The organism is Kushneria konosiri (assembly GCF_002155145.1).
Taxonomy (GTDB): domain Bacteria; phylum Pseudomonadota; class Gammaproteobacteria; order Pseudomonadales; family Halomonadaceae; genus Kushneria; species Kushneria konosiri.
This window is the reverse complement of record NZ_CP021323.1, coordinates 2,527,640-2,554,379: the sequence shown is the minus strand read 5'-3', so window position 1 is coordinate 2,554,379 and position 26,740 is coordinate 2,527,640. Positions and strand designations below refer to the sequence as shown.

22 protein-coding genes and 3 tRNA genes are annotated in these 26,740 nt (G+C 58.6%); 10 read left to right on the top strand and 15 right to left on the bottom strand.

All coding sequences use genetic code 11. From position 1 onward, the window contains the following. Positions 1–152: 152 nt before the first annotated feature. From B9G99_RS11800 to B9G99_RS11775, 6 genes are read left to right on the top strand one after another with little or no spacing between them, the layout of a single operon-like run. Entirely contained in the window at positions 153–2,945 is a 2,793-nt protein-coding gene (locus B9G99_RS11800) for a monovalent cation/H+ antiporter subunit A (protein WP_086622327.1), read from the top strand. Then, entirely contained in the window at positions 2,945–3,298 is a 354-nt protein-coding gene (locus B9G99_RS11795) for a Na+/H+ antiporter subunit C (RefSeq protein ID WP_086622326.1), read from the top strand. The genes B9G99_RS11800 and B9G99_RS11795 overlap by 1 nt, the downstream gene beginning before the upstream one ends. Next, positions 3,295–4,821 carry a monovalent cation/H+ antiporter subunit D gene (locus tag B9G99_RS11790; RefSeq protein WP_086622325.1) on the top strand — a complete coding sequence of 509 codons (1,527 nt, stop codon included), beginning with the start codon at positions 3,295–3,297 and terminating at the stop codon, positions 4,819–4,821. The genes B9G99_RS11795 and B9G99_RS11790 overlap by 4 nt, the downstream gene beginning before the upstream one ends. Then, positions 4,811–5,302, top strand: a complete 492-nt coding sequence (locus B9G99_RS11785) for a Na+/H+ antiporter subunit E (protein ID WP_086622324.1) — start codon at positions 4,811–4,813, stop codon at positions 5,300–5,302. Before B9G99_RS11790 ends, B9G99_RS11785 begins: the two co-directional genes overlap by 11 nt. Continuing rightward, positions 5,299–5,568, top strand: a complete 270-nt coding sequence (locus tag B9G99_RS11780; protein WP_086622323.1) for a K+/H+ antiporter subunit F — start codon at positions 5,299–5,301, stop codon at positions 5,566–5,568. The genes B9G99_RS11785 and B9G99_RS11780 overlap by 4 nt, the downstream gene beginning before the upstream one ends. Positions 5,569–5,577: 9 nt before the next feature. After that, entirely contained in the window at positions 5,578–6,009 is a 432-nt protein-coding gene (locus B9G99_RS11775) for a Na+/H+ antiporter subunit G (protein WP_174678767.1), read from the top strand. A 25-nt stretch (positions 6,010–6,034) separates the two neighbouring features. On the opposite strand, the gene hemH is transcribed toward B9G99_RS11775, so the two are convergent. After that, a complete protein-coding gene (gene hemH / locus B9G99_RS11770) occupies positions 6,035–7,024 on the bottom strand; it encodes a ferrochelatase (protein ID WP_086622322.1) in 990 nt (329 codons plus the stop codon). A 138-nt stretch (positions 7,025–7,162) separates the two neighbouring features. Here hemH and B9G99_RS11765 point away from each other — a divergent pair, with 138 nt between their 5' ends. After that, complete coding sequence (locus B9G99_RS11765) at positions 7,163–8,755, top strand: cryptochrome/photolyase family protein (RefSeq protein WP_086622321.1); 1,593 nt, start codon at positions 7,163–7,165, stop codon at positions 8,753–8,755. Positions 8,756–8,864: 109 nt separating this feature from the next. On the opposite strand, the gene B9G99_RS11760 is transcribed toward B9G99_RS11765, so the two are convergent. From B9G99_RS11760 to rnr, 11 genes are all read right to left on the bottom strand, one after another. Next, entirely contained in the window at positions 8,865–9,167 is a 303-nt protein-coding gene (locus B9G99_RS11760) for a hypothetical protein (protein ID WP_086622320.1), read from the bottom strand. 143 nt (positions 9,168–9,310) lie between these two features. Beyond that, the gene (locus B9G99_RS11755) at positions 9,311–10,240 is read right to left on the bottom strand and encodes a hypothetical protein (RefSeq protein ID WP_086622319.1); all 930 of its coding nucleotides are present in this window, start codon (positions 10,238–10,240) and stop codon (positions 9,311–9,313) included. Then, positions 10,240–14,172, bottom strand: a complete 3,933-nt coding sequence (locus tag B9G99_RS11750; protein ID WP_086622318.1) for a non-ribosomal peptide synthetase — start codon at positions 14,170–14,172, stop codon at positions 10,240–10,242. Before B9G99_RS11750 ends, B9G99_RS11755 begins: the two co-directional genes overlap by 1 nt. 248 nt (positions 14,173–14,420) lie before the next feature. Continuing rightward, positions 14,421–14,717 carry a hypothetical protein gene (locus B9G99_RS11745; RefSeq protein WP_086622317.1) on the bottom strand — a complete coding sequence of 99 codons (297 nt, stop codon included), beginning with the start codon at positions 14,715–14,717 and terminating at the stop codon, positions 14,421–14,423. 78 nt (positions 14,718–14,795) lie between these two features. Next, positions 14,796–16,181, bottom strand: a complete 1,386-nt coding sequence (gene dnaB / locus B9G99_RS11740; protein WP_086622316.1) for a replicative DNA helicase — start codon at positions 16,179–16,181, stop codon at positions 14,796–14,798. Between the two features lie 193 nt (positions 16,182–16,374). Continuing rightward, entirely contained in the window at positions 16,375–16,821 is a 447-nt protein-coding gene (gene rplI / locus B9G99_RS11735) for a 50S ribosomal protein L9 (RefSeq protein ID WP_086622315.1), read from the bottom strand. A 12-nt stretch (positions 16,822–16,833) separates the two neighbouring features. Then, on the bottom strand, positions 16,834–17,685 hold the full coding sequence (locus B9G99_RS11730; protein ID WP_086622314.1) for a hypothetical protein: 852 nt from the start codon (positions 17,683–17,685) through the stop codon (positions 16,834–16,836). Between the two features lie 12 nt (positions 17,686–17,697). Beyond that, a complete protein-coding gene (gene rpsR, locus B9G99_RS11725) occupies positions 17,698–17,925 on the bottom strand; it encodes a 30S ribosomal protein S18 (RefSeq protein WP_086622313.1) in 228 nt (75 codons plus the stop codon). Between the two features lie 41 nt (positions 17,926–17,966). Then, entirely contained in the window at positions 17,967–18,374 is a 408-nt protein-coding gene (gene rpsF / locus B9G99_RS11720) for a 30S ribosomal protein S6 (RefSeq protein WP_086622312.1), read from the bottom strand. Positions 18,375–18,578: 204 nt separating this feature from the next. Next, positions 18,579–19,439, bottom strand: a complete 861-nt coding sequence (rlmB, locus tag B9G99_RS11715; protein WP_086622311.1) for a 23S rRNA (guanosine(2251)-2'-O)-methyltransferase RlmB — start codon at positions 19,437–19,439, stop codon at positions 18,579–18,581. Next, the gene (gene rnr / locus B9G99_RS11710) at positions 19,436–22,042 is read right to left on the bottom strand and encodes a ribonuclease R (protein ID WP_086622310.1); all 2,607 of its coding nucleotides are present in this window, start codon (positions 22,040–22,042) and stop codon (positions 19,436–19,438) included. Before rnr ends, rlmB begins: the two co-directional genes overlap by 4 nt. A 226-nt stretch (positions 22,043–22,268) precedes the next feature. Between rnr and B9G99_RS11705 the strand changes: the two genes are divergently transcribed. The 3 genes from B9G99_RS11705 to B9G99_RS11695 all read left to right on the top strand — a co-directional run bounded on the left by B9G99_RS11705 (position 22,269) and on the right by B9G99_RS11695 (position 22,663). Further along, positions 22,269–22,355: transfer RNA gene (locus B9G99_RS11705), tRNA-Leu, on the top strand. An 86-nt stretch (positions 22,356–22,441) separates the two neighbouring features. Beyond that, positions 22,442–22,528, top strand: a tRNA-Leu gene (locus tag B9G99_RS11700). A gap of 48 nt (positions 22,529–22,576) precedes the next feature. Further along, positions 22,577–22,663: transfer RNA gene (locus B9G99_RS11695), tRNA-Leu, on the top strand. A 200-nt stretch (positions 22,664–22,863) separates the two neighbouring features. Here B9G99_RS11695 and B9G99_RS11690 read toward each other — a convergent pair. From B9G99_RS11690 to B9G99_RS11680, 3 genes are all read right to left on the bottom strand, one after another. Then, a complete protein-coding gene (locus tag B9G99_RS11690; RefSeq protein ID WP_227875798.1) occupies positions 22,864–23,682 on the bottom strand; it encodes a DNA/RNA non-specific endonuclease in 819 nt (272 codons plus the stop codon). Positions 23,683–23,889: 207 nt separating this feature from the next. Further along, positions 23,890–25,437 (bottom strand): SpoVR family protein, encoded by a 1,548-nt coding sequence (locus B9G99_RS11685; RefSeq protein ID WP_086622308.1) that lies wholly within the window; start codon positions 25,435–25,437, stop codon positions 23,890–23,892. Continuing rightward, complete coding sequence (locus tag B9G99_RS11680) at positions 25,434–26,732, bottom strand: YeaH/YhbH family protein (protein ID WP_086622307.1); 1,299 nt, start codon at positions 26,730–26,732, stop codon at positions 25,434–25,436. The genes B9G99_RS11685 and B9G99_RS11680 overlap by 4 nt, the downstream gene beginning before the upstream one ends. Positions 26,733–26,740: the final 8 nt, after the last annotated feature.

Sequence of the window (26,740 nt, the reverse complement as noted above, 5' to 3'; positions counted from 1 at the left end):
ACGCATGCTGCACTGCGGGATTTGCTCGCTGTGTCGTCTATTCATGATGTCCGTCGTCCGTCCTGTTTCGGCCCTGAACCAGAGGCCACCGGTCATCGTGGCATGTCGAATAGTTCGTACACTGGAAGCCATTCATCAGGAAACAAGTATTCATGACCCTGCCCTGGATCCCTCTGCTGACCTTTCTGGGCGTTTTCGTGCCCGCGCTTGCCATACGGGGTGGCAGAACCGTCTGTGCCCTGGCCACGGCCATCGCACCTGCCATCGCACTTGGCCTGGTTCTTTATTTCTATCTGGGGCATGACGGTGAAGGGGTCATGCGCACTTCATTGCAGTGGCTTCCAGCGCTTGGCCTTAAGCTGGCCTTTCGCCTGGATGGCTTGTCGCTGCTCTTTTTACTGCTGATCATTGGCATCGGTCTTTTAATCATTCTCTATACCCGCTACTACCTGTCCGAGCAGGACTCGATGTCGCGGTTTTATGCCTTTTTGATCCTGTTCATGACCTCCATGGTCGGCATTGTCATGTCGGACAATCTGCTGCTGCTCTGGGGGTTCTGGGAGCTGACCAGCATCTCTTCCTTTTTGCTGATCAGTTTCTGGTCGCATGAAACGACGGCGCGCAAGGGCGCGCGCATGGCGATGACAGTGACCGGCGCTGGTGGTCTGGCGCTGCTGGCCGGCATCATGCTGATTGGCAAGGTCGTGGGCACCTACAGCATCGAGACGGTGCTTGAAAGCCATGACCTGATCACGGCCAGCCCGCTCTACCCGGCCATCCTCGTGCTGGTTCTGCTGGGTGCCTTTACCAAGTCGGCCCAGTTCCCGTTCCATTTCTGGCTGCCTCACGCCATGGCAGCCCCGACACCGGTCTCGGCCTATCTGCACTCGGCCACCATGGTCAAGGCGGGCATCTTTTTGATGCTGCGGCTGCATCCGGCGCTGTCAGGCACCGAACTCTGGACGGTACTCGTAACGCTGACCGGTCTGGTCACGCTGGTATACGGGGCCTGGTTTGCCTTTTTAAAAACCGATCTCAAGGGCATTCTGGCCTTTTCCACCATCAGTCATCTCGGCCTGATCACCTCACTGCTGGGGCTTGGCAATCCACTGGCACTGATTGCCGCTCTGTTTCACATCATCAATCACGCCCTGTTCAAGGCCTCGCTGTTCATGGCGGCAGGTATCGTCGATCATGAAACCGGCACGCGCGATGTCCGAAAACTCGGCGGGCTTTATCGATTGATGCCGATCACGACGGCTCTCACCTGCATTGCCACGATCTCGATGGCCGGCATTCCACCGCTCAACGGCTTCATTTCCAAGGAGATGTTCTTTACCGAAGCGCTGGCCTCGCAGCAGTTTGGCGGGCTGGCCTGGATTGTTCCCCTGCTGGCCGGCCTTGGTGGTCTGCTGTCGGTGGCCTATTCGTTGCGCCTGGCCTATGCCACCTTTTTCCGGCGCCCGCGTCAGGAGCCACCCAAAAAGCCTCATGAGCCCCCCTGGCTGATGCGGTTTCCGGTCGAGCTGCTGGTGGCACTGTGTATTGTCATTGGACTGATGCCCACCCTGGCGCAATCCCCGGTACTCGAGGAGGCCGCTCGCGCAACGATCTCCGGACAAATGCCGGAGTTTCATCTATCGCTCTGGCACGGTATCAATGCGGCCCTTTTGTTAAGCGTCGCCGTGGTGGCCGGTGGCATTGTGTTGCATCTGCTTCATCGTCACATGATGCGGTTCAACCGCCAGTTTCGCCCCCAGGATGCGCGCTACATCTTTGAGGCTTTTGTTCAGCGACTGGTGGGGCTGTGTCAGCGTCTGATCGATCGACTCGAAAACGGCTCGCTGCAGCGCTACATGTTCCTGTTGCTGGGCGTCTCCGTGCTTGCCATGGCGCTTGGTCTGGCAGATCTGGACAGGTTGACCGGTAACCTCGAACAGCAGACGCTGGATCCGGTCGTGGCACTGGGCGCCGGGCTTTTGATCATGGGCGGTGTATTAACGGCTGCCCTGCATCGCTACCGCCTGATTTCACTGCTGATGCTTTCCGTGGTGGGACTGGTGGTTTCATTGACCTTTGCCCGCTTCTCGGCGCCTGATCTCGCTTTGACACAGCTGTCTGTCGAAGTAGTCACCATGATTCTGCTGATGCTGGCCCTCTTTTTCCTGCCACAGAAAACGCCCAAGGAGTCCGCGGGTGCTCGCGTGGTACGCGACGTTCTGATCGCGATCGGATTTGGTGGTGCCGTGGCCAGCCTCAACTTTGCGGTTCTGACGCGGGATCTTGACAGTATTTCGCGATTTTTCATCGATCAAAGCGTACCGGGCGGCGGCGGGCACAACGTCGTCAACGTTATTCTGGTGGACTTCCGCGGCTTCGATACGCTGGGTGAAATCACGGTGCTGGCCATTGCAGGACTTGCGATCTTCAAGCTGCTTAACCGGCTTCGTCTGTTCATGCCGGCGACCGACATGGAAGGTCGTCTGTGGTCCGATGATCGACACCCCACACTTTTGATGGTGGTTTCGCAGACCCTGCTGCCGCTGGCGCTGCTGGTGTCGTTCTTTATCTTCCTGCGCGGTCATAATCAGCCCGGCGGCGGTTTCATCGCCGGCCTGATCACGGCCGTGGCCCTGATCCTTTTGTATATGTCGCGCGGTGTCGAGTGGGCACAGCAGCGACTGGATTTCCAGTTCCAGCCCATCGCCATTGCCGGCGTCGCCCTGTCGACCTTTACCGGTCTTTGCAGCTGGCTGTTTGGCTATCCATTTTTGACCTCAACCTTCGATCATTTCCATCTGCCCCTGATCGGCGATATCGAACTGGCCAGCGCCCTGATCTTTGATGGCGGCATCTATCTGGCCGTCGTTGGCGCCACGCTGATGATTCTGGCCAATCTGGGCAAGCTCACCACTGCACACCGACCCAACAAGGACATCCCCTGATGGAAGCGCTCTATGCCATCACTACCGGTATCCTGACGGCCAGCGGAGTCTATCTGACCCTGCGCGGGCGAACCTTTCCGGTAGTCGTCGGGCTGACGCTGCTCTCTTATGCCGTCAACCTGTTTCTGTTTTCCATGGGCGGACTGACCACGCATGGTGCAGCACTGGTGGGTACCAGCGACCACTATGCTGACCCACTGCCCCAGGCACTGGTGCTGACCGCGATCGTCATCGGTTTTGCCATGACCGCCTTTGCCATCATTCTGGCGATGCGCTCAAGGGGCGACCTGGGCAGCGATAGTGTCGATGGCAGCCGTACCGACCGTGAAGATCCGCGGGAGAACAAGGCGTGATGCAGCATCTGCCCATCTTCCCGGTTCTGCTGCCCCTGGTGGTGGCCATTATTCTGCTGCGCAAGCGTGAAGGGGTTGACCCGGTCCGACGCACCATCTCGATTACGGCCACGGCATTGCTGGTCGCCGTGGCCTTCTGGCTGGTCAGCCAGGTCGCCGGCGGCGAGACGCTGGTCTATCGACTGGGGAACTGGCAGGCGCCCTATGGCATCGTTCTGGTAGCCGACCGGCTGTCGGCCATGATGGTACTACTGACGGCGCTTCTGGCGCTGGGCAGCGTCATTCATGCCAGTGGCGGTGAGGACAATCAGGGCTCCAACTTTCACGGGCTTTTTCATCTACAGCTGATGGGGATCAACGGTGCCTTTCTGACCGGTGACCTTTTTAACCTGTTCGTCTTTTTTGAGGTGCTGCTGCTGGCCTCCTATGCGCTGTTGATGCACGGTGGCGGCAAGGCACGTGTGCAGTCGGGGCTGCACTATGTGGTACTGAATCTGGCCGGCTCGTCGCTGTTTCTCATCGCGCTGGGCGTGCTGTATGGCAGTATCGGCACGCTCAACATGGCCGATATGGCCGAGCGTGTCGGTCAACTGCCGGCGGATCGGCAGGGCCTTGTCCGCGCAGGCGCCCTGCTGCTTCTGGTGGTCTTCGGGCTCAAGGCCGCCATTCTACCGCTTTATTTCTGGCTGCCACGGGCCTACAGCTCGGCGCCGGCCCCCATTGCAGCCCTGTTCTCCATCATGACCAAGGTCGGCATCTACGCCATTTTGCGTGTGTTCACCCTGATCTTTGGTGAACAGGCCGGTGGCCTTTCACTGCTGGCACAACCATGGCTGTGGTGGGGCGGACTGGCAACGCTGGGTCTGGCGACTCTGGCCGTACTGTCGGCACGCGACCTGCGCATGCAGATTTCCTATTTCATGCTGATCTCGATCGGGACGCTGCTGTGCGGTCTGGGCATGGAAGGAACAGCGTCGAGGGGGGCGATGCTGTTCTACATGCTGCACACCACGCTGGTCAACGGCGGGCTTTTCCTGCTGGCCGACATGATTGCCGACCAGCGTGGCAAGGTCGGCACCCGGATTGTACGGGGCAGAAAATTCAGGTACGCCACCCTGCTCAGCGCTCTTTATATGCTTGGCGCCGTCAGCTCTGCCGGCCTTCCCCCGCTATCCGGGGCACTGGCCAAGGCATGGCTGATGTCGACTGCCACGCTGTCAGAGGGGCTCTGGCTGTGGCCGCTGCTGCTGCTGTCGGGCCTTGCAGGCGTCGTGGCAGCCTCACGCGCCGGATCGACCGTTTTCTGGCGTCACAGCAACGGCGACCCGGTCGGTGAACCTCTTTCCCGCAGCAAGCTGACAGGCACGGTAATGCTTTTGGCTTCGGCACCCATACTGGTGGTGCTGGCAGGCCCCATCGGAAGCTACACCACCGCCACGGCCGAGCAGCTCGCCGATACCGTTCAATATCGCAGCGCCGTGCTGGGTCATGTCATGTCAGGAGAGTCTGTCGATGCTGATTAAACGCTGTCTTCCCCGACCGATTCTTTCACTGATTCTGACACTGGTCTGGATCATGCTGTCGGACAGCATCACCTATGGCTCCGTGATCATGGGGGTCATTCTGGGCGTGGCGATCCCGCTGATGACCCAGCGCTTCTGGGACGCTCAGCCAGCGGTCAAAAAACCCATGCTGTTGCTGAGATATACCCTGCGCGTCATGCTGGATATTCTGGTTGCCAATCTTCAGGTCGCCTGGCTGATTGCCCGTCCATGGCGCCGCCCTCGACCGGCCTTTATCGAATATCCACTCACGCTCAAACGCGACTTCAGCATCACCCTGCTGGCCAGTACCATCAGCCTGACACCGGGGACCATTTCAGCCAATCTGAGGCTCGATGGTCGCAGCCTGCTGATTCACGTGCTGGATACCGACGATGAGCAGGGCATCATCGAAGAGATTTATAACCGCTACGAGCGGCCGCTCATGGAGATTTACGAATGATCGGTATTGCGCTGTGGATCAGCTTTTTTCTGGTCGCCATGGCCATTGTGCTCAACGCCTATCGGCTGCTGGTGGGCCCTTCACTGGCCGACCGAATCATCGCGCTTGATACCATGTACGTTAACAGCATCGCCCTGATCATCCTGTACACGATCTGGCTGAGCACCCGAGTCTATTTTGAAGGTGCCCTGCTGATTGCCATGCTTGGATTCATCAGTACCGTGGCCGTGTGCAAGTATCTGTTGCGCGGCGACATCATCGAATAGGAGATCACCATGGCATGGCTGGACAAGGCATGGATCGATACGGCACTTGAGGCCCTGACGGCCTTTTTTCTGATCGCCGGCGCGCTGATTACCTTTATCAGCTCCTTCGGTATGGTACACCTGCGTGATTTCTATCTGCGCATGCATGGGCCGGCCAAGGCCACGACACTGGGCGTCGGGCTGATTCTGGTGGCCTGCATGTTTTATTTCTTACTGATCGAGCGCACCTTTCATATCCAGTTGCTGCTGGTCACCATTTTCCTGTTGATCACGGCACCCATCAGCGCCCACCTGCTGGCCAAGGTGGCACTGCACCAGAAGCTGCCCAGCGACCCCTCGACCACCGGCGCGCCCAGCGAGCTTCGCGAAGAGGATGTTGGACAGGAACCGGACACACCGCATCCGGAAGATCCCGGCAGTGGTCAGCGCCACAGTCCGTGAGGCGCTGACTACCGTATACTGATCCTTAACGCCAGTTACGCGTGTTTCTCTCGATCAGACTCGCCAGCGCGTCAATGTGACTTTCGCGATCATTGAGCGCTGGTACGTAGTGGTACTCTTCCCCACCGGCCTCAACAAAATATTCGCGATTCTCTACCTGAATCTCTTCAAGCGTCTCCAGGCAGTCCGCGGCAAAGCCCGGACAGATGACATCAATGCCGGGTGTGGTTTTCACATCCCAGTTCTTGAGCGTTTCATCTGTATAGGGCTTGAGCCACTCCTCCCGACCAAAACGTGACTGGAAGGTCATGGTCCACTGACTGTCCTCAAGCCCCAGCTCGCGCGCCAGAGCCTCACTGGTGGCGCGGCAGTGTTTCGGGTAGGGGTCACCCTCCTCGGCATAACGCTTAGGGATGCCGTGCCAGGAGATCAAAAGGTGGTTCTGCTTGCCACGCGTGGCCCAGTGTTCACGAACACTTTCGGCCAGCGCCGCGATATAGCCGCTGTCGTCATGATAATCACGGATGAAGTGCATCTCGGGGATATCCGGGCACGGCTTGAGGGCATCGGCCAGACGGTCAAAGACGGCCGCCGTGGTAGAGCGGGAGTACTGCGGATAAAGCGGCAGCACCACGATGCGGTTGACCCCGGCCCGACGAAAGCTCAGACCGGCGCTTTCCATGGTGGGTCTGCCATAGGTCATGCCCAGCTCGACCGGGATATCACAGCCGTACTGCGCATCCAGCTGCGCCTTGAGCGCGCGCTGCTGGCGTCGACCGATGGCCAGCAACGGCGACCCCTCTTCTTCCCAGACGCTGGCATAAGCCTCGGCGACCCTTTTCGGGCGCGTTCTCAATACAATGGCATTGAGAATGAACCACCAGAGCGGACGAGACACATCGATGACGCGACGATCCCATAAAAATTCGCTGAGATATCGCCGCACGGCTGAAGGTGTGGGCTCGTCCGGGGTGCCAAGATTGGCCAGCAGTACGCCGAAGGGGGCCTGCGCCATGTCTATACTCCTTGCAGTAACCAGAGGGTCTTGATTAGACGCACCCTCAAAATGATCAATTTTAATGAAATTATTCTATCAGCGTCGCCAAAGCCGCGTTGATGAAATGTCCCTATTCGTTACATTCAGGGAGTGTAAATGTCTCAACCGCTGATCGTAATCCTTGGGGATCAACTGACCGAGGATCTGCCCGTTCTGACAGGCGCACCAGAAAATGCCCCGGTGGCCCTGTTCGAGGTGGAAGAGGAAGGCCGCTATGTGCCTCATCATCCGCAAAAGATCACCTTTCTTTTCTCTGCCATGCGCCATTTCGCACAAACGCTTCGCCAACGGGGGCGTCAGGTGCACTACACCTGTCTGGACGACAACGACAATACCCAGGATCTGATCAGTGAAGCCGAACGCGTGGCCACGCTTTATGGCTGTGACGAGATTCGGGTGACCCGCCCGGGCGAGTGGCGCCTTTTGGATCGCATTCAGAAACGACGTGGCAACACCCCGGCCTGGTACATGGTGGCCGATGATCGTTTTTTCTGCTCGCAGGAGGCGTTTAATCAGTGGGCTCAGGGCCGCCAGCGATTTCGCATGGAGCACTTTTATCGCTGGATGCGTCGCGAAACCGGCCTGCTGATGGATGAAAACAATAATCCGCAGGGGGAGCAGTGGAATTTCGATCACGACAACCGAAAGCCTCTGCCCAGAGACGTTGACCCGCCAGAGCCGCCGCAGCACCAGCCGGATCAGGTGACCCGAGAAGTCATAGCACTGGTCGAGGCGCATTTTGGCGAGCACTTTGGCACGCTTGAAAAATTCAACTGGCCCGTCACAAGACGTCAGGCACTCAACGATCTGAATCATTTCGTCGAGCACGCCCTGCCCTTTTTTGGCGACTATCAGGACGCCATCAGCGACCAGCACCCCTTTTTGTATCATGCACGCCTGTCCGGTGCGCTCAATGCCGGGCTGCTCAGGCCGCTGGAGGTCTGCCAGGCAGCAGAAAACGCCTGGCGTGATGGCAGTGTCCCGCTCAACTGCGCGGAAGGCTTCATCCGACAGATTCTGGGATGGCGCGAGTATGTACGCGGCATCTACTGGCTGAACATGCCGGACTACAAGCAGCGCAACGATCTCAAGGCCGACAGGGACCTGCCCGCGTTCTACTGGACCGGCGACACCGACATGCGCTGCTTGAGACGTGCCATCGAGATGACCCGGGATCATGCCTACGCCCACCACATTCAGCGGCTGATGGTCACCGGTAATTTTGCCCTGCTTTGCGGCGTGCGCCCCGAAGCCCTCTGCGACTGGTATCTGGCGGTCTACATCGACGCGTATGAGTGGGTGGAGCTGCCCAACACGCTGGGCATGGTGCTGTATGCCGATGGTGGCTATCTGGGCTCAAAGCCCTACTGTGCGTCGGGCAAATACATTGATCGCATGTCGGACCACTGCCAGCAGTGTCGCTTTGATGTCAAAAAAAGCATCGGAGAGGACGCCTGCCCCTTTAACAGCCTGTACTGGTATTTTCTGGAACGCCACGAAAAGCAGCTGGCCGGCAATCAGCGCATGAAGCTCATTTATGGCTCGCTCAACAAAATGAGCAGCGACAAGCGCGAGGCCCTGCGCGAACAGGCCATTCGCTTTCTGGATCAGCTGGATTATGAACCAGCCTACGGACGGGGGGATCATCTGGCGGGGTATCAGCGCAATACCGGAAAAGGCGGCAGTTGACTCACCCCCTCATGAAAAGCGCCGGCAAGAAGCCGGCGCGAGATCGTTCAAATGAAAGGTCAGGTGTTGGTGTTTTTAGCGGCATGCGCCTCAATTGAATGTGCGATGATCAGATCGCGATGGCCAGCTCGGGCAGGCTGCCCAATTGAACCAGACGCCGTGAACTATCACTGCCGTCTTCTTCACTTTGACGCACGATCCAGGCATGACGGATACCGGCAACCAGCAGCTGATCGATGGCTTCATCGACCGAGCGGAACAGGCAGGGCTTGCCGCGACGGCTGAGCTTTTGCAGGTCACCGCTGATGGTTTCGCATTCGATCTGATAGATATGGCTAAGGGTATTGCGTACAACGCGCACTTCCATTTCACGATGGTGTGACGCGGCATTTTTTAATTGATGTAATTCCATGTAACCCTCCCTGGGCTATCTTCTCATCGCTCGCTCGGCGATGGTCATCTTTATGTCTTTTCTATAAGTTGTCGAAAGAGTAACAATGCCGGATGACAATTCCGTGTCAGCGCCAGCATTGCCTTTCCAGTGTTGTCCTGATGCTACTCTGCCGGGCCCTTTTGCATGTTCCCCTGATGGCGCGCCAGGCAATCATCGAAGATGGCCCTTTGCGGCGCTGTCATCAGACGTCGGGCACGCGCAACATGGTCTTCGCCCAGACGTTGCAGTCGTGTCACGATCGTGACAAGCCAGGTCATATCGGCAAAAAGTGCATCAGGTAACGCAATCCGGCGCTCGAGGTCACCGAGGAACCAGATATGGTCGATCATGGCAGGGCCGCTCGAAGACTCGGCAGCGGCAGGTAACATTAGACCATTATGACGTACATCAAGGTAAAGGTGATCGCCTGAAAAGACGCCCTTTTCCCCATGATAGGGATGAATCAGCTCGATAATCCCTGGGTAACGCTTAACGAGCCGCTCTGCCAACGGTCGATAGGGCGCATCTGGCAGAGAATGATGCGTCAGATGGCGCAGTCCGAAGATCAGTACCGCGCGACGCCCCCGCCCGAGCACTTCCTGCTTGATACATTCAGCATAGGCCCTTTCACGCTGCTCATGCCAGCGGGCAAAGCCCTCACCATCCAGCGTCTCCCAATCGATCGCCGGCTCGGCCAGTACCACCCGAACACGATGCTCGAAAGCACGCCCAAGATTGACAGCGCGAAGTCGTCTGAAAAAATTGGCGTAGACCGTTGGGCTCCACAGCAGAAAATAAAGCGTGTCCTGCCAGACAGCCTCAAGCCCGGCGTCATCCATGTCCTCACCACTGATATAGCGATCAAGCCATGCCTGATGACGGGCACTGCCAAATTCGACCACGATATCGTCAAAGGTTCCCTCAAGTGCCGGACTTTCAAGCAGCGCCGTGATGGCCTCCATCACCTGCGGGCACCAGTGAATCTCTCCCAGCCCGACCAGCGTGCGGCGCCGGAAGAGCTCAACCATGAGGGTCTCGGGACGATGTGCCATTACAACGCGCTGTCGCAATCGGCCGTTCGGGGTTCAAGGACTTCCATCAAATGCCGAGCGATCGCTGTCAGATGCGTCTCGTGCATCAGCTCGGGGTGCGTGGCCGGTAGATCCAGATTAAGGATGCGACCGTCGATATAGGGCTGCCAGGCGCGGCGGTCGAGCCAGTCTTCTTCCCGAGGCGTGGCCGCCGTGAAGAAATGCATGTCACCGTGGTAAACGAGATGGCGGGTGTCACGTACCAGACGACTGTTGTTGATGACCACATCCACCAGAGCGTCCAGCGTCTGTGATGACAGCTGCCCGAGCGCACTGCCCTCGCGCTGCAAAAGCGCAATGACCTGAGCTCGACGCGACCCGTCATTGATGGCAAGTGTCGTGTCGGCAAGCCCGGCAATACGCAGCAGTGCCTCCAGCGCCATGCCTTCATCCGGTGGCGTCATGTTACGCCATAGATCAGCCGGATAGGCATCCAGCAGTGCCAGCATGGCCACGTTCTCACCCTCTCTTTCCAACAGGGCCGCCATGGTGTGCGCAATCATGCCGCCCACCGACCAGCCCAGCAGATAATAGGGGCCTCGAGGCTGAATACGCCGTATCTGCGCGATGTAGTCACGCGCCATCTCTTCCATGGTTTCCGGCCGCTGGCCGTTAGGCAAAAGCCCTCGAGCCTGCAGACCGTACAGGGGATAGCGTGAAGGCAGCGTGCGCGCCAGGCCGGCATAGCACCAGGCCAGCCCGCCCGCCGGATGGACGCAAAAGATAGGCGACGCCTCGCCACTCTCCCTCAATGACAGGACAACATCCAGCCCTCTGGTCGCGCCCCCTTCCGTCTCTAGTGCATCCAGCGCCTCGATGGTAGAGGCCTCGAAAAGCGTGGCAATGGTGAAATTTGATCCCAGTGCCTCATTAAGGCGACGTATCAACTGCAGTGCGTTTAACGAGTTGCCACCAAGATCGAAAAAGTTATCCCGAATGCTGACTCGCTCAAGCCCGAGCACCTCGGCAAAAAGGTCGGCCATGATCTGTTGGCGAGGGGTACCTGGTGCCACACCCTCCTCCCCGGCCTCGGGCGCCGGCAGCGCCCGACGGTCCAGCTTGCCGTTGGGACTCAGCGGCAGTGCGTCCAGCGTCATGATCACACCGGGCACCATATAATCCGGCAACACCTGGGCCAGATGGCGCTTGAGCGACTCGATGACCAGCGTACCGCTGCTGCTGGGTACCACATGGCCGACCAGTCGCGCATTGCTGCCGCTGCCATGAACGCTGACCACGGCGTGCGCCACCCCATCAAAAGCCAGCATGACGGACTCGATTTCACCGAGCTCCAGGCGCTGACCGCGCAGCTTGACCTGATGGTCAATACGCCCGAGATATTCGAGCACACCGTCAAAGCGCCAGCGTGCCAGATCGCCGGTGCGATAAAGTCTCGAATCGGCTTCGAGTGCCGGGCAATCAACAAAACGCTCGGCGGTCAATTCCTGCTGCCCCAGATATCCGCGCGCCAGATTGCGCCCGGCGATGTAAAGCTCTCCGGCCATTCCGACCGGCACCGGCTGGAAACTGGCGTCCAGCACATGCAGGCGCGTGTTCCAGATAGGCGCCCCGATGGGCACACTGCTGTCTGTATCCGCCGCGTGACACTGCCAGGCACTGACATCGACCGCCGCCTCGGTCGGGCCATAAAGATTGTGCAGGGCTACCCCGGGCAGGCGCGTCAGGAAACGATGTTCAAGATCACGTGAAAGCGCCTCGCCACTGACAAATACCTGACGCAGGGTAGTCATGCGCCTGATGTCCTGATCACTTAATTCATCGAGCAGAATATCGAGCATCGAGGGCACAAAATGCAGCGTGGTGATGGCTTCCTCGATGATGGTGTCGATGAGATAGCGAGGATCACGATGTCCACCCTCGCGCGCCATGACCAGCGCTGCGCCACTGATCATGGGCCAGAGAAACTCCCATACCGATACATCAAAGCCGTTGGGCGTTTTCTGAAACACCCGGTCACCCTCGCCCAGCGAATAGCGGCCCTGCATCCAGAGAATACGATTGACGATGGCGTGATGCTCCACCAGCACACCCTTGGGCTTGCCGGTCGAGCCGGAGGTGAAAAGAATGTAGGCGCCGAGCTCGGCATCGCGCTGGGCAGCGCTGCCGGGGGTCAACGCCTGACACTCATCGGTCTCTGCCAGCGTCAAGACCCGTACGAGGCCCGGTGAAAAGCGCGCACGCTGCATTTCATCACTCAAAATCAGGCGCGGTGTGGCGCGCGTGACGATATCCATCAGGCGCGCGTCGGGATATTCCAGTGGCAACGGCAGCCAGGCGGCGCCCACATGATGAATCGCCAGCAGCGCCACCTGCATTTCCAGCGAGCGCGGCAGAGCCACCCCGACGGCATCACCCGGGCATACCCCCTGCTCGATCAGAAAATCTGCCAGCGCCTGTACCTGATATCCCAGCGCCTGATAATTCAGCGCTATGCCCTCCGCGATCAGCGCTGTCGCCCCGGGCGTTTTATGGCTCTGACGCTCAAACAGCGTCGCCATATGCGTGGTTTCAACAGGGTGATCCGTGGCGTTGAATCGGGCCAGCGCCTGACGATCACGGGAGGTGGTCAGCGTCAGCTCACCCACCGGGATTTCGGGAGATGCCATGAACGCCACCAGCCACTGCGCCAGCCGAGCGAGATGCCACTCGAGCTCGGTCTGGTCATAAAGTGCCGGATTGCCATCAAGCGCCAGACGCGTGGCCTCACTGTCACCGCCGAGATAGACCGAAAAGACCAGATCATCCACCGGCCCGGCCACCAGATGATGCTTGTGAACCCGGCTCTGCGGCCATTGACCGCTTGAGTCAAAGGGCAGGACATTGACGTGCATGCCCAGCAGTGGACGCCGGCCGGGCCGGCGCCCCAGATCGCGCAACAGCCATTCATGGCGATAGCGCTGATGACGCCGCAGGGTATTCAACGACTGTGCCGCGGACTGACACCACTGTATCGGCGTGGCGCTGAAATCCTCTTTCAGGCGCAGCGGCAGCATGTTGACCTGCGTCATGGGCGTGCGCAGTGCTGCGCCCTGCATGCGACCCATCATGGGAACGCCCAGCGTGACATCAGGCCGCTGACACATTCGTGCATACCAGGCACCGCTGGCCGCCAGAATGGTTTCGGCCAGTCCCTGGCGGTGCTCGACACACAGGTCATGAAACTGCCTGCTCTGCGCCTGGTCCAGCGTCATTTCACAGCGCAGGGCATAAGCCTGCGCCGGAGCAAACCGTCCCGAAAGAGAAACGGGCTCGGGGTCGTCGGCAAAAACGCCTTGCCAGTGATTGCGGTCCTGCTTGAGCGCCTCGCTTTCAAGGTAGCGCCGCTCTTCTTCGATAACGCTCTCAATACGGCCATACCAGGCAGGCGTCACGGCCTCTGCCCTGCCCAGCGCGATATAGTGCTCGGCCGCGCGCTGCTGAATCAGCCCATAGGCCCAGGCATCGGCCGCAACATGGTGCATGTTGAGCCACCAGAGCACATGGTCATCCGCCAGTCGCCAGATGGCCTGACGATAAAGCGGCCCCTGCTGCAGCGCAAAGGGAGTCTCACGACGCTCGGACATCTGCTGCCAGGCCCGCTTGCGGGCACCATCACTGCCGCGCAGATCGATGACCTCCACGTCTTCGGCGTGCCTGGCGCCGCCAACAGCCAGTCTGGCCGGGCCACTGTCAGTGGCGATAAAACCCTCAAACAGACCATCGGCCTCCCTGACGGCCATCGAGGCAGCCTGCGCCAGCCTGTCGACATCAATATTGCCGGTGAACTCCAGGCACTGTGCAGTGGAATATCCTCCCTGACAGGAACTGCTCTGCTGGCCGTACCAGATGCCGGCCTGAGCGCCGCTGACGGGAAGAAAATCGGCCTGACTCATGAGATCACCATCTTCTTCAATACCACTCCTGTGCGGGTTTTGAGGACGGCGTATCGACCGGGCGAAAGAATTACTCGGTCACTGACACCGCCTGAACGGATAGAGCCCTGAATTTAAATAACAATGCTTCTCATTTCAAATGGAATGACCGATATTTCCATCGTCGCGGTCAGAATGCAAACGGGACCGGATGTCACCATCCGGTCCCGCAGATTATCGCCAAGATGCCCGATCAGGGCCTCTGGCCATTATTCGCGATTGAAGGTCGCAGGGTCGATGGCAACCCCAAGCGAGCGACGATCAATCCAGCGCCCGGCCTTGGTTTCCTTGTAACGAAAAACGACGTAGTCGCCGATCGATACATCCAACTCGGCTTCTTCTACCTGGTAGGAGTAGACCTCGCCGTTGACGGTCAGGGTATGGCGGTAGAGATCCGGCATGCCCAGCCATTCCTTGAAGGGGCCCTCGGTTTCGACGCTTTCAAGCGTACCGCGTGCTTCCAGTTTGGGTTGACGACGTCCGCCGCGACGGTATCCAGCCGGCATATTGACTCCTGTCAGGCTTATCAGGAAAAGGGGAAATGACGCCGATGGCGTCGTGTCTTGGGGCGCACGAGGCGCCATTTACTCTTCGTACTGGCCGTAGCTACCCGGCGCGAGATCCTCGAATCGGGTGAACTTGCCGATAAAGGCCATGTGCACGGTACCGATGGGTCCGTTACGCTGCTTGCCGATAATCAGCTCGGCCAGCCCCTTGTTATCGGGATTGTCCTTGTTATACACCTCGTCGCGATAGACAAAGGCGATCACATCCGCATCCTGCTCGATGGCGCCGGATTCACGCAGATCCGACATGACCGGACGCTTGTTGGGGCGCTGCTCAAGCGAGCGGTTGAGCTGCGACAGGGCCACGACCGGGCAGTTGAACTCCTTGGCCAGCCCCTTGAGCGAGCGCGAAATCTCCGAGATTTCAGCGGTACGATTTTCCGAAAGCCCGGGTACCTGCATCAGCTGCAGATAGTCGATCATGATCAATCCGATGCCACCGGCATCGCGCGCAATACGTCGGCTTCTCGAGCGCATCTCATTGGGTGACAGGGCCGCAGTATCGTCGACGTAGAGCTGTTTATCCTTGAGAAGGTTCACCGCCGAGGTCAGTCTCGGCCAGTCCTCGTCTTCGAGCTGGCCGTTACGCACGCGGGTCTGATCGATGCGACCCAGCGAGGAGATCATGCGCAGCATCAGAGACTCTGCCGGCATCTCCATTGAAAACACCACCACGGCCTTGTCGCTGCTCACTACAGCATGCTCGACCAGATTCATGGCAAAGGTGGTCTTGCCCATTGAAGGGCGCCCCGCCACGATCACCAGATCAGAGGGCTGAAGACCGGAGGTCATGTCATCCAGATCACGAAAGCCGGTCGACAGCCCCGTCATCTGCCCCTTGAGGTTGAAAAGCTCATCGATACGGTCCACAGCCTTGCTGAGCAGGTCGCTCATGCCAATGGCACCGCCACTCTTGGGACGGGATTCGGAAATCTGAAACACCAGCCGTTCGGCTTCGTTGACCAGCTCGTCTGCGTTGCGTCCCTGAGGATTGAAGGCGCCTTCTGCGATCTGGTTGGCTGCTGCAATCAGCTTTCGCAGGGTGGCACGCTCGCGCACGATATCGGCATAGGCGCGAATGTTGCTGGCAGACGGTGTGTTGCGGGCCAGTTCGGCGAGATAGGACAGACCACCGACGCGGTCCAGCCGGTCGTGTGATTCAAGCTCTTCGGAAAGGGTTACCACATCAAGCGGCCGTCCCTCTTCTGCAAGACGGGCCATGGCCTTGAAAACATCGCGATGCTCGATGCGATAAAAATCATCGCTGACCAGACGGTCGGCAATCTCGTCCCAGGCCTGATTGTCCAGCATCAGGCCGCCCAGTACGGACTGTTCGGCTTCAAGCGAGTGTGGCGGCACCTTGAGCGCAGCGGTTTCCTGATCAAACTCGATCATTTCACTCATGACGACGATTAACCATGTGACGACTTACCCGGGAGAGTGATTCAGCGCAGGATCATAGCCTACGCTCGCGGGAAGAGCATGTCATGACCCTTCCACACGAAGACAGCCATTAAAGCGGTCATTAAAAAAAGGGGCACACAAGGTGCCCCTTCTCATGGCATATCATGGATATGCGCAGTGCCATCGATATGGCTTATTCAGCAACCACGACCACGCGAACGCTGGCGGTAACATCAGAGTGCAGACGCAGCTCGATGTCGTATTCGCCAGTTTGACGGATCGGGCCCAGCGGCATGCGAACTTCGCTGCGCGCGACATCGATACCAGCCTGAGCGATGGCATCAGCCAGATCGCGCGGACCAATGGAACCGAACAGCTTGCCTTCATCGCCTGCGCGAGCAACGAGCGACAGCTCGATCTCGGACAGCTCTTCAGCGCGACGTTCAGCTTCGGCCTGACGCTCGGCGGCGTTGGCTTCAAGCTCGGCGCGACGCGTTTCGAAAGCGTCGACGTTGGCTTTGGTTGCCGGAACGGCCAGGCCGTAGGGCACCAGGTAGTTACGACCATAACCCGGCTTGACGCTGACCTGGTCGCCCAGTTCTCCCAGCTTGCCGAGCTTGTCGAGCAGAATGACTTCCATCTCGTGGACCTCTTAACGTTGACTGCCGATCAGACGCGTGCGGAAATCCGCAAAGGTATCTATCAGCGCCAGCAGCAGCACTATCACTAACGTGGGCCAGGTGGTCAGCAGCAAGGCATAAAAGCCGACCAGCCAGAACCCTCTCATGGACTTTACACCTACCACACCGTGCACCAGGGCAATGCCCGCTACCAACAGAGGAACCCAGGCCATTAAAATGGCCCCCGGCAACGCCCCCAGAAAACCGACAGCGGTCATCAGAACCACGCCAGCCAGCTCCAGTTTCGACAAACGAAAGCGATGGAACTCGTCTCGAAAACCGCCCGGGTTGTACAGGGCTGCCTGCCAGCTTCGCGCCAGCGCAAGGCAGGCGGTTGCGGCCAGCATGACCATCAGGCCGGTCACGGCCGAGATCATCAGCACCGCCAGTCTTTCAACCGGCACGCCCTGGCTTGCGTACTGCCGAAGCAGTTCGTCAATATCAGGCGCCTGGGAACGCACTTCCTCAATCAGTTGCGAGGCATCAGGTGGTGCGAAGATCCCGATCTGGATCAACACGGCCACCACAATGGCCCCGGCCAACAGGGTTTCACCCCAGCGAAACCGCTCACGCAGAATAATGGCCATCACCGTCACCAGCAGAATGCTGGCCAACGGAATGGCATCGCCCTGCATCCACCACCAGCCTGCCGGCAGTGCCGCGGCCAGTACTACCGGGGATGCGGGCCCAAGGCCTCGGCGCAGTGTCACCAGCGCACTGATGGCAGCAGACAGCCAGAAAAGCCATGGGACCAGTGAGCCCAGTAGCGCCACGCCAACCGCGCGCGGCGTACTCTGCATTATCCAGCGAGCAAAACCCTGCATGGCGTATGCAGCTTACTGGTGGCTGTCGGTATAGGGCAGCAGGGCCAGATAGCGAGCGCGCTTGATCGCGGTTGCCAGCTGACGCTGATAGCGTGCACGTGTACCGGTGATGCGGCTCGGGACAATCTTGCCGGTCTCGGTCACGTAGGCTTTCAGCGTGTCGAGGTCCTTGTAATCAATGTACTTCACGCCTTCGGCGGTAAAGCGGCAAAACTTGCGACGACGGAAAAAACGGGCCATGTCAGTCTCTCCAATGGGTGGATTCAGGCCAGAGCATCAGCTCAGGAGGCAGCTTCGGTCGACTCTTCGGAATCGGAACGTTCACGCGGACGTTCGTCATCGGAGCGCTCACGACGGCGTCCCTTTTCATCTGCCGCTTTCATCATCGGAGATGCTTCGGTAACAGCTTCGGTGCAACGCACGACCATGTTGCGAATGATGGCATCGTTGAAGCGGAAGATGTTTTCCAGTTCAGCCAGCGTTTCGCCGCTGCATTCAACGTTCATCAGAACGTAGTGAGCCTTGTGGATCTTGTTGATCGGGTAGGCCAGATGACGACGGCCCCAATCTTCAAGACGATGAACAGTGCCACCGTTTTCAGTCACGAGCCCTGTATAGCGCTCGATCATGGCAGGCACCTGCTCGCTCTGGTCCGGGTGGACCATGACCACGATTTCGTAATGACGCATGGTGTCTCCTTTCGGTTTGACAGCTTCTCGATGACAGATACATCCGTCATGGGAAGCAAGGAGTTGATAGAAGGGTATTTTTCGTTACAAGGGCAGCATCGAGGCTACCGCTTCGATGGTCTGCAAATGCAGTCGGCGGCCGTAGCCGCCGCGAAACCGCACAATTGTAGGGAGATGGCCCGCCGCTTGCAAGCAAAAGGATCACTACGAGCGTCGCTGACGCACCGCTTCAAACAGGCAGATACCGGTAGCCACCGATACATTGAGGCTTGATACCTGACCCGCCATGGGCAGCTTGACCAGCTGATCGCAGTGCTCACGGGTCAGCCGACGCAGCCCCTTGCCTTCAGCGCCCATGACCAGTGCCGTGGGGCCACGCATGTCGATATCATGGACGAAGACATCCGCTTCACCGGCGGCACCCAGTACCTGCATGCCATATTCCTTCAGGCGCGCAAGCGCACGAGCCAGATTGGTGACCTGATAGACCGGTACGCTCTCGGCCCCACCGCAGGAAATCTTTCGCACCGTGGCATTGAGCGGCGCCGAACGATCACGAGCCACCATGACACCGATAACCCCGGCAGCGTCAGCCGAGCGCAGACAGGCGCCGAAATTGTGGACATCCGTAACACCATCAAGCACCAGCAGCAGCGGTGCCTGATCGGCGTTGGCCTCGAGCTGCCAGAAAAGCGATGCCTCATTGTCAGCCACCAGAGGCTCACAAAAGGCGATCACTCCCTGATGTGCACCTTCGGCCACCTGATCGAGCATCTCACGCGGCTGTAATACCACTCGCGCGCCCAACGCCGACGCCTGCTGCTGGATATCAGCCAGACGCTTTTCCGCCTGCCCTTCCTGTATCCAGAGCTGTGAGGGCACCTGCTGACGCATCAGCAGGGTTTCAACAGCGTGAACACCATGTACCGCATCCAGCCCCCTGGGAGCTGCAGCCCTGGCTGCCGAGCCGTTACGGTGCCGGTCACGAGCCGGACCATTTTGCCGTCGTTGCGTCTGAGGGTTACCGCCACCTCGTTTGCCACTGCGCTGATGATCGCCTTTCATGACTTGCGACGGCCCTTGTCAGTATCACGTTTGCCTTTTTTCTCGCCGCCCTTTTTGCTCTTGCCGCTCTTGCCCTTGTCGGGCTCACTGCCGCTGACAGTTGCAGGCTTGCCACTACGCTTGCGGGGCTTTCGCGCCGCGGCGTCTTCCTGAGCCCTGAGCGTGTCCGTATCAGGCGCTTCTGTACTGCTGACTTCAGAGGCCTTTTCTTCCCGACGGCGCAGACGCTCCTTCTTGCCCGGCCGCGACTTGCGACGTTTCTTGCTCGACTTTTCCGCCTCGGCAGGTGCGCTGCTCTCTGCGGCCGGGGTATCGGCACCGGGCTTGCGAATACGGCGTCGAGATTTGGGCTGCGCATCGGTCAGCATGAAATCGATCTTGCGATCATCCAGATCAACGCGCGCTACCTGAATGGTGACGCCATCACCCAGACGATAGGTCGCGCCGGTGCGCTCGCCCTTGAGCTGATGCCGCTCGGCTTCAAACTGATAATAGTCAGAGGGCAGATTGCTGATATGAACCAGACCTTCAACAAAGTGCTCGGTGAGCCGCACGAAAAGCCCGAACTGTGTGACCGACGCAATGGCCCCTTCAAAGACGTCACCGACCTTGTCGGCCATGAACTCACACTTGAGCCAGTCCTCGACGTCTCGGGTGGCCTCATCAGCGCGACGCTCGGTCATCGAGCAGTGCTCGCCCATGGCGACCATCTGCTCAAAGTTGTACGGACACCAGCGCTGCGGCTCGTTATCCGGAGCCCCTTCCACACGCTGCACATGCGTTGATTCACGCTGACTGCGGATGACCGAGCGTATGGCGCGATGCACCAGCAGATCAGGATATCGCCTGATGGGAGACGTAAAGTGGGCATAGGCGGCATAGGCAAGCCCAAAGTGCCCTTCATTGTGTGGCGAATAGACCGCCTGATTCATGCTGCGCAGCATGACCGTTTGAATGATGTCGGCATCCGGACGGTCGTTAATGACTTCACGCAGATTCTGGAAGTCCTGCGGCGTGGACTTGCCCTTTTCGCCGCTGGACCCCAGCGTCAGGCCCAGCTCGCCGAGGAAAGCGCGCAGCGTGGCCAGCTTTTCATCCGTAGGCGAGGCGTGAACGCGATACAGCGCCGGCAGCTTGTGCTTTTCGAGAAAGCGCGCGGTCGCCACGTTGGCCGCCAGCATACACTCCTCGATCAGCTTGTGCGCGTCGTTGCGCGTACGCGGCACAATGCGCTCGATCTTGCGCTGCTCGTTGAACACGATCTGGGTTTCGGTGGTCTCGAAGTCGATGGCTCCACGAACGGTGCGCGCCTGACGCAGCGTCTTGTAGAGTCCGTGCAGTGCCTCCAGCGGCTTGACCACATGGGCGTACTCGCTTCGCAGGGCCTGACCTTCTTCACTGTCGGCATCTTCAAGCATGGTGCCGACCTTGTTATAGGTCAGCCGCGCATGCGAGCGCATCACGCCTTCATAGAACTTATAGCGACTGATCTCGCCGCGCTGCGAGATATTCATCTCACAGACCATGCAGAGTCTGTCGACGTCCGGATTGATCGAGCACAGTCCGTTGGACAACAGCTCCGGCAGCATGGGCACGACCTGACCGGGGAAATAGACCGAATTGCCGCGCTGCCAGGCCTCACGATCCAGCGGAGAGTCGACCTCGACATAATGCGAGACATCGGCAATCGCCACGATCAGCTTCCAGCCACCGGATTTGGTTTTCCAGGCATGGACGGCGTCATCGAAATCCTTGGCATCTTCGCCATCGATGGTGACCAGCGGCCAGTCGCGCAGATCCACGCGATGATGCTTGTCCTCGTCACGCACCTCTTCGCTCATGTCGCGAATCTGGTCCAGCACTTCGGAGGGGAACTCGGCCGGAATGTCATGCTCGCGAATGGCGATGTCGATTTCCATGCCGGGATCCATGCGCTCACCCAGCACTTCGGTCACCTCACCAATGGGCTGCTGGCGCAGGCCGGGCTGTGTGGTGATACGCACTTCGACGACCTGACCATCCTCGGCACCGTTGGCCGCGCCGTCTTCAATGATGATCTCGTGAGCGATGCGGCTGTTTTCGGGGACGACCACGGCAATGTCGCTGCCACGCTTGCGATACAGACCGATCAGGCTTGGCGTATTGCGCTCAAGAATCTCGTTGACGCTGGCCTCTTCCCGGCCGCGTCGATCCTTGCCACTGATACGAACACGCACGCGGTCGCCATCAAAAAGACGCCGCATCTGACGTGGCGGGATCACCAGATCCGGCTTTTGCTTGTCATCGCGGACGAAAAAACCAATGCCATCACGGTGGCCGACCACGCGCCCTTCCAAAAGGGATTCGGGGTCGATGATTTCAAAGGCACCGCTTTTCTGACGCAGTATCTGCCCGTCCCGCTCCATCGCGGAAAGACGCCTGCGGACGGCTTCCAGACGATCTTCATCCTTGATGCCCAGCAGTTTGCTGACATCTTCATGTGTAATCGGCTTGCCGTGCTCGGTCAGAATCTGCAGAAGGTATTCACGACTGGGGACCGGGTTGTCATATTGACTGGCCTCACGTTCCGCCTGCGGATCGTCGGCTGGCGTCCATTGACTCATAGATTGCTTCCCTGAAATGGTTGTCTTGTGATACCGGGCAAGATGGCGAGCAGCGGGCGCGGGATGGTGTGATGTCTTGTCTTCATGACAGCGATTATAGCGGTCTCGACAGGGCGACCCAAAACCCTTTATTGCCCCGAAAACGTTGCAGGGTGTAAAAAATTGGCTTTTGCCGACGCCTGCCTCTTGCATCGCTGAAAAAATTGCGTATTATTTCGGCCCACCTGCCCGGATGGCGGAATTGGTAGACGCGCTAGCTTCAGGTGCTAGTGACCGTATGGTCGTGGAGGTTCAAGTCCTCTTCCGGGCACCATCTCACAAAGGATTTCAAGTGGGATGGTGAAAGATAAAGGCTCAAGGCCTGACGATTTCAGGTAACTGCAGTACAGCATGATCAACGCCCGGATGGCGGAATTGGTAGACGCGCTAGCTTCAGGTGCTAGTGACCGTATGGTCGTGGAGGTTCAAGTCCTCTTCCGGGCACCAGTTGATCAGGCATCGCTTTCATCACGGTTTTTTAACCGCTGACACCCTGCCCGGGTGGCGGAATTGGTAGACGCGCTAGCTTCAGGTGCTAGTGACCGTATGGTCGTGAAGGTTCAAGTCCTTTCCCGGGCACCATGTTTCCCCCCTTTGCCTTATCCCTTTCAGATGTATCTTCCCTATACGACCCTTCTGTCAGCATAAACTCCAGACACCCTGCTCTGGCACGCTCTCTGACCGTCCTTACCGGGCATCGAATACGCCAGCAATTGTGTGTCAACTGACACCTATACGCTCGTGTAGCAGATCATGACGCCGTTCGACGCCATGACAGTCGCTCAGTAACGCGAAGGCTGCCTTGCCACTTTCTCCAGCCCCCAACCCTGAGCGTGAACCCCGGACTCCAGCCGACGAGCCACATCATCCGGCAACTCGCTGAAGAAATTGAATCCCGTGCGCGCCTCGATCTCGTCAACACTGACCAGAAAACGATCCAGCGGCTCATCGCCACGAACATTCTGGGGAATAATGAAGGCAATCATTCTGGACGGCGTATTGCCATGGCCAGGCGCCACGACAATCTTGTAAAACGCATCCGGAATTTCGATAAACGAAGACATGCGCCTGACGTCGTCATCGAAGACAGGACCCGTGGTCACCCAGACCGTACCAAAACGCCTGGCAAACTCATCGATCACCACTTCCTCCAGCCGCTGCCATACGCGCCGGTTAAGATCAGGCCTTTGAGGTGAAATATTGCTCATCTGAAAGGTGTCGAGCTGCGCCTGGCGGCCGTAGACGGCCGCAATTGCATAATTGGGCGCCTGATGGCCCCGGTCATAGCCACTGCCGGTATAATCGTCACTGGTCACAGGCCAGATCGTGCGCCAGTCATCGCTGAAGTGTCCGGGGCGTGCACCAATGGAAGGATGATTCACCCGCTCGAGACGATAGACAGTCCAGAGCGGGTTGGCACGCAGATCCGACCAGCCGGTTAAAAAACCATCGTTGCGCAGTGTACGGTTAAGCGTTTTCCAGTCATACCAGACCTCGGCCTGGGGCGTACCCATCCAGCTCATCTGCGCCCAGTATGTGCGCTCCTGGTAATACCAGAGACCGTAGAGCACCACGGTTGCCATGAGCCCGGCACCACTCATGCGCCTGAAACGCCTCAAGATTCCCGGACGTTGCCGCGCCATATTCATCCCCTGCTACTGTATTTTTAAAGACTCTGTCCTATCGACACCCACCCTTTCAGGCGGCGGCGAGTATACCCCAATCAGTAGCAGGTGGCTGAAAGGGCTCAAAAAAACGGGCCCGAAGGCCCGTTTAACCGTGATAAACGCACGACATTCGCTCAGCCTTTATCCGTTGGCGGGCGGCCATTCGTGGCGGTCCACGACTTCAGCGTTTTCGACCACTTCAAGCACGATGGGGAATCCCCACAGCTCATGGAGATGACGCATGACCGAGGAAAAGGCCCCTTCCAGCGGACGCCGCTGCGTGCGCTCATGACGCAATACCAGCGAACGGTCACCATGAATCCTGGCTTCCCAGACCTGAATATCCGGCTCCCGATGGCCCAGCGAGTATTGCAGTGACAGCGCCTCGCGAATTCTTTTGTATCCCCGATCATCATGAATGGCCGAAATCTCGATCATGTCATCCTGATCATCATCAAGCAGCGCAAACAGCTTCATGTCGCGGATCACCTTTGGTGACAGAAACTGCTGAATGAAGGACTCGTCCTTGAAGTTGTGCATGGCAAAATGCACGGTATCAAGCCAGTCACTGCCCGCCATCTCCGGAAACCAGGCTCGATCCTCTTCAGTCGGGTCGCTACAGATGCGCCGGATATCATTGAACATGGCAAACCCCAGCGCATAGGCGTTGATGCCGTTATACCAGGGGCTGTCAAAGCCCGGCTGCGCCACTACCGCGGTATGGGACTGGAGAAACTCCAGCATTACGCCTTCATCAATCAATTTCTCATCGTAGAGGCGATGCATGATGTTGTAGTGCCAGAAGGTAGCCCAGCCTTCATTCATGACCTGCGTCTGGCGCTGCGGGTAAAAATACTGCGCCAGCTTGCGCACGATGCGCACGATCTCTCGCTGCCAGGGTTCCAGAAGTGGCGCATTCTTCTCGATAAAATAAAGCAGATTTTCCTGCGGCTCCGAAGGATAGCGCGGGCGATGGCCGCCCTCCGCAGCATCACCGGCCTGAGCGGCATCGGCGGCGCGCAGCTGAGGAATGGTGCTCCAGAGCGTATTGATCTGCTGCTGCAGATAGCTTTCACGCTCCTGCTGGCGGCGCGCCTCCTCTTCAGCCGAGATGGCCGAGGGCCGCTTGTAGCGATCCACCCCCTGATTCTGTAGCGCATGACAGGCATCAAGCAGCTGCTCGACGGCCTCAACACCATGGCGCTCCTCGCACTCGCTGACATAGCGTCGGGCAAAGACCAGATAGTCCACGATCGCCGAAGCATCGGTCCAGGCGCGGAAAAGATAATTACCCTTGAAAAACGAATTGTGGCCATGACAGGCGTGCGCCATGACCAGAATCTGCATCATCAGGGTATTTTCTTCCATCAGATAGGCGATACAGGGATCGGAATTGATCACCAGCTCATAGGCCAGCCCCATCTGCCCCCGCTTGTAGGCCTGTTCGACGGAAAGAAACTGCTTGCCGAACGACCAGTGACTGTATCCCACCGGCATGCCGATGCTGGAGTAGGCGTCCATCATCTGCTCGGAGGTGATGATCTCGATCTGATTGGGGTAGGTATCCAATCGGTATTCGCCGGCAATGCGGGCGATCTCTCGCTCGTAATATTCAAGGTCATCAAAGGACCAGTCAGAGCCCTGCCCCAGAAAGTCTTCATCGTGGATCGGCTTGTAGGATGTGCTCATGAGTGAGCCTCCTGACCGCTCTGGCGGCTTTTGAACAGTTCACGAAAGACCGGATAGATGTCGCCGGCCTGAACGATCTGACGCATGGCAAAACGCTCGGGGTAGCGATCCTGTACGCGCACGTATTCATCCCAGAGCGCCTGATGAGCATGTGGGGTGATCTCGACATAAGCGTAATACTGAAGCTTTGGCATCAGCGCATCCGACAGGATCTGGCGGCACTGCACGGAGTCGTCATCCCAGTTGTCCCCGTCACTGGCCTGAGCGACATAGAGATTCCACTGCGCTGGCGGGTAACGCGCCTCGATGATGTCATCAAGCAGCGTCAGCGCACTGGACACGATGGTACCGCCCGTCTCACGCGAATAGAAAAAGGCTTCTTCGTCGACTTCACGCGCCGACGTATGATGGCGAATGAACACCAGCTCAACGCGCTCGTAGTCGCGCTCAAGAAACAGATAAAGCAGCAGAAAGAAGCGCTTGGCGATGTCCTTGTGGTTCTGGGTCATGGAGCCGGAGACATCCATGACACAGAACATGACCGCCTTGTTGGAGGGTTGAGGCTGGTCAGTGAGGTGGTTGTAACGAAGGTCATAGGTATCGATGAAGGGAACGGCCTCAAGGCGCCTTTCCAGCCGCTCGATCTCGTCTTTAAGCTCACGCACCCGGCCGGGATGACGCAGCACCGGGTCCTTGCGCTCTTCCTCCTCCAGCGCTTTCTGGGCTTCCAGCAGCGCCCGTCTGATCGGGGCGCGCATGGCGATGCGTCGCGCCTGCGCCTCGCGCATCGAGCGCACAATGTTCATACGGGCAGGCACCCCCTGTCGCGACAGCCCGGCACGAACAGGGCGGCTTTCCGCCATGTCGGCCAACTGCTTGCGCTCCAGATGCGGCAGCTCCAGACCATCGAAGATAAAGCTTAGAAACTCGTCTCGTGACAGGGTAAACGCAAATTCGTCAACGCCTTCCCCCTGATTGGACGCGGAACCCTCACCGCTGCCGCCACCCCCGCCGCTGCCGTGCGGACGACGCATTCGATCGCCTTCGGCAAATTCACGGTTGCCAGGGCTGACCACGGTGCGTCGCCCACCCTGACCGTGACGGAACACGGGCTCGGAAATATCCCGCCCTGGAATGCTGATTTTCTCGCCGCGCTCCATGTCAGTAATCGAGCGCCGATTGACCGACTCTTCTACAGCGCGCTTGATGTGCTTTTGATAGCGCTTCAAAAAACGCTGTCGGTTGACCGCGCTCTTGTGGCGGGCGTTGCTGCGCCGATCGATGAAATAGCTCACGTCACCAC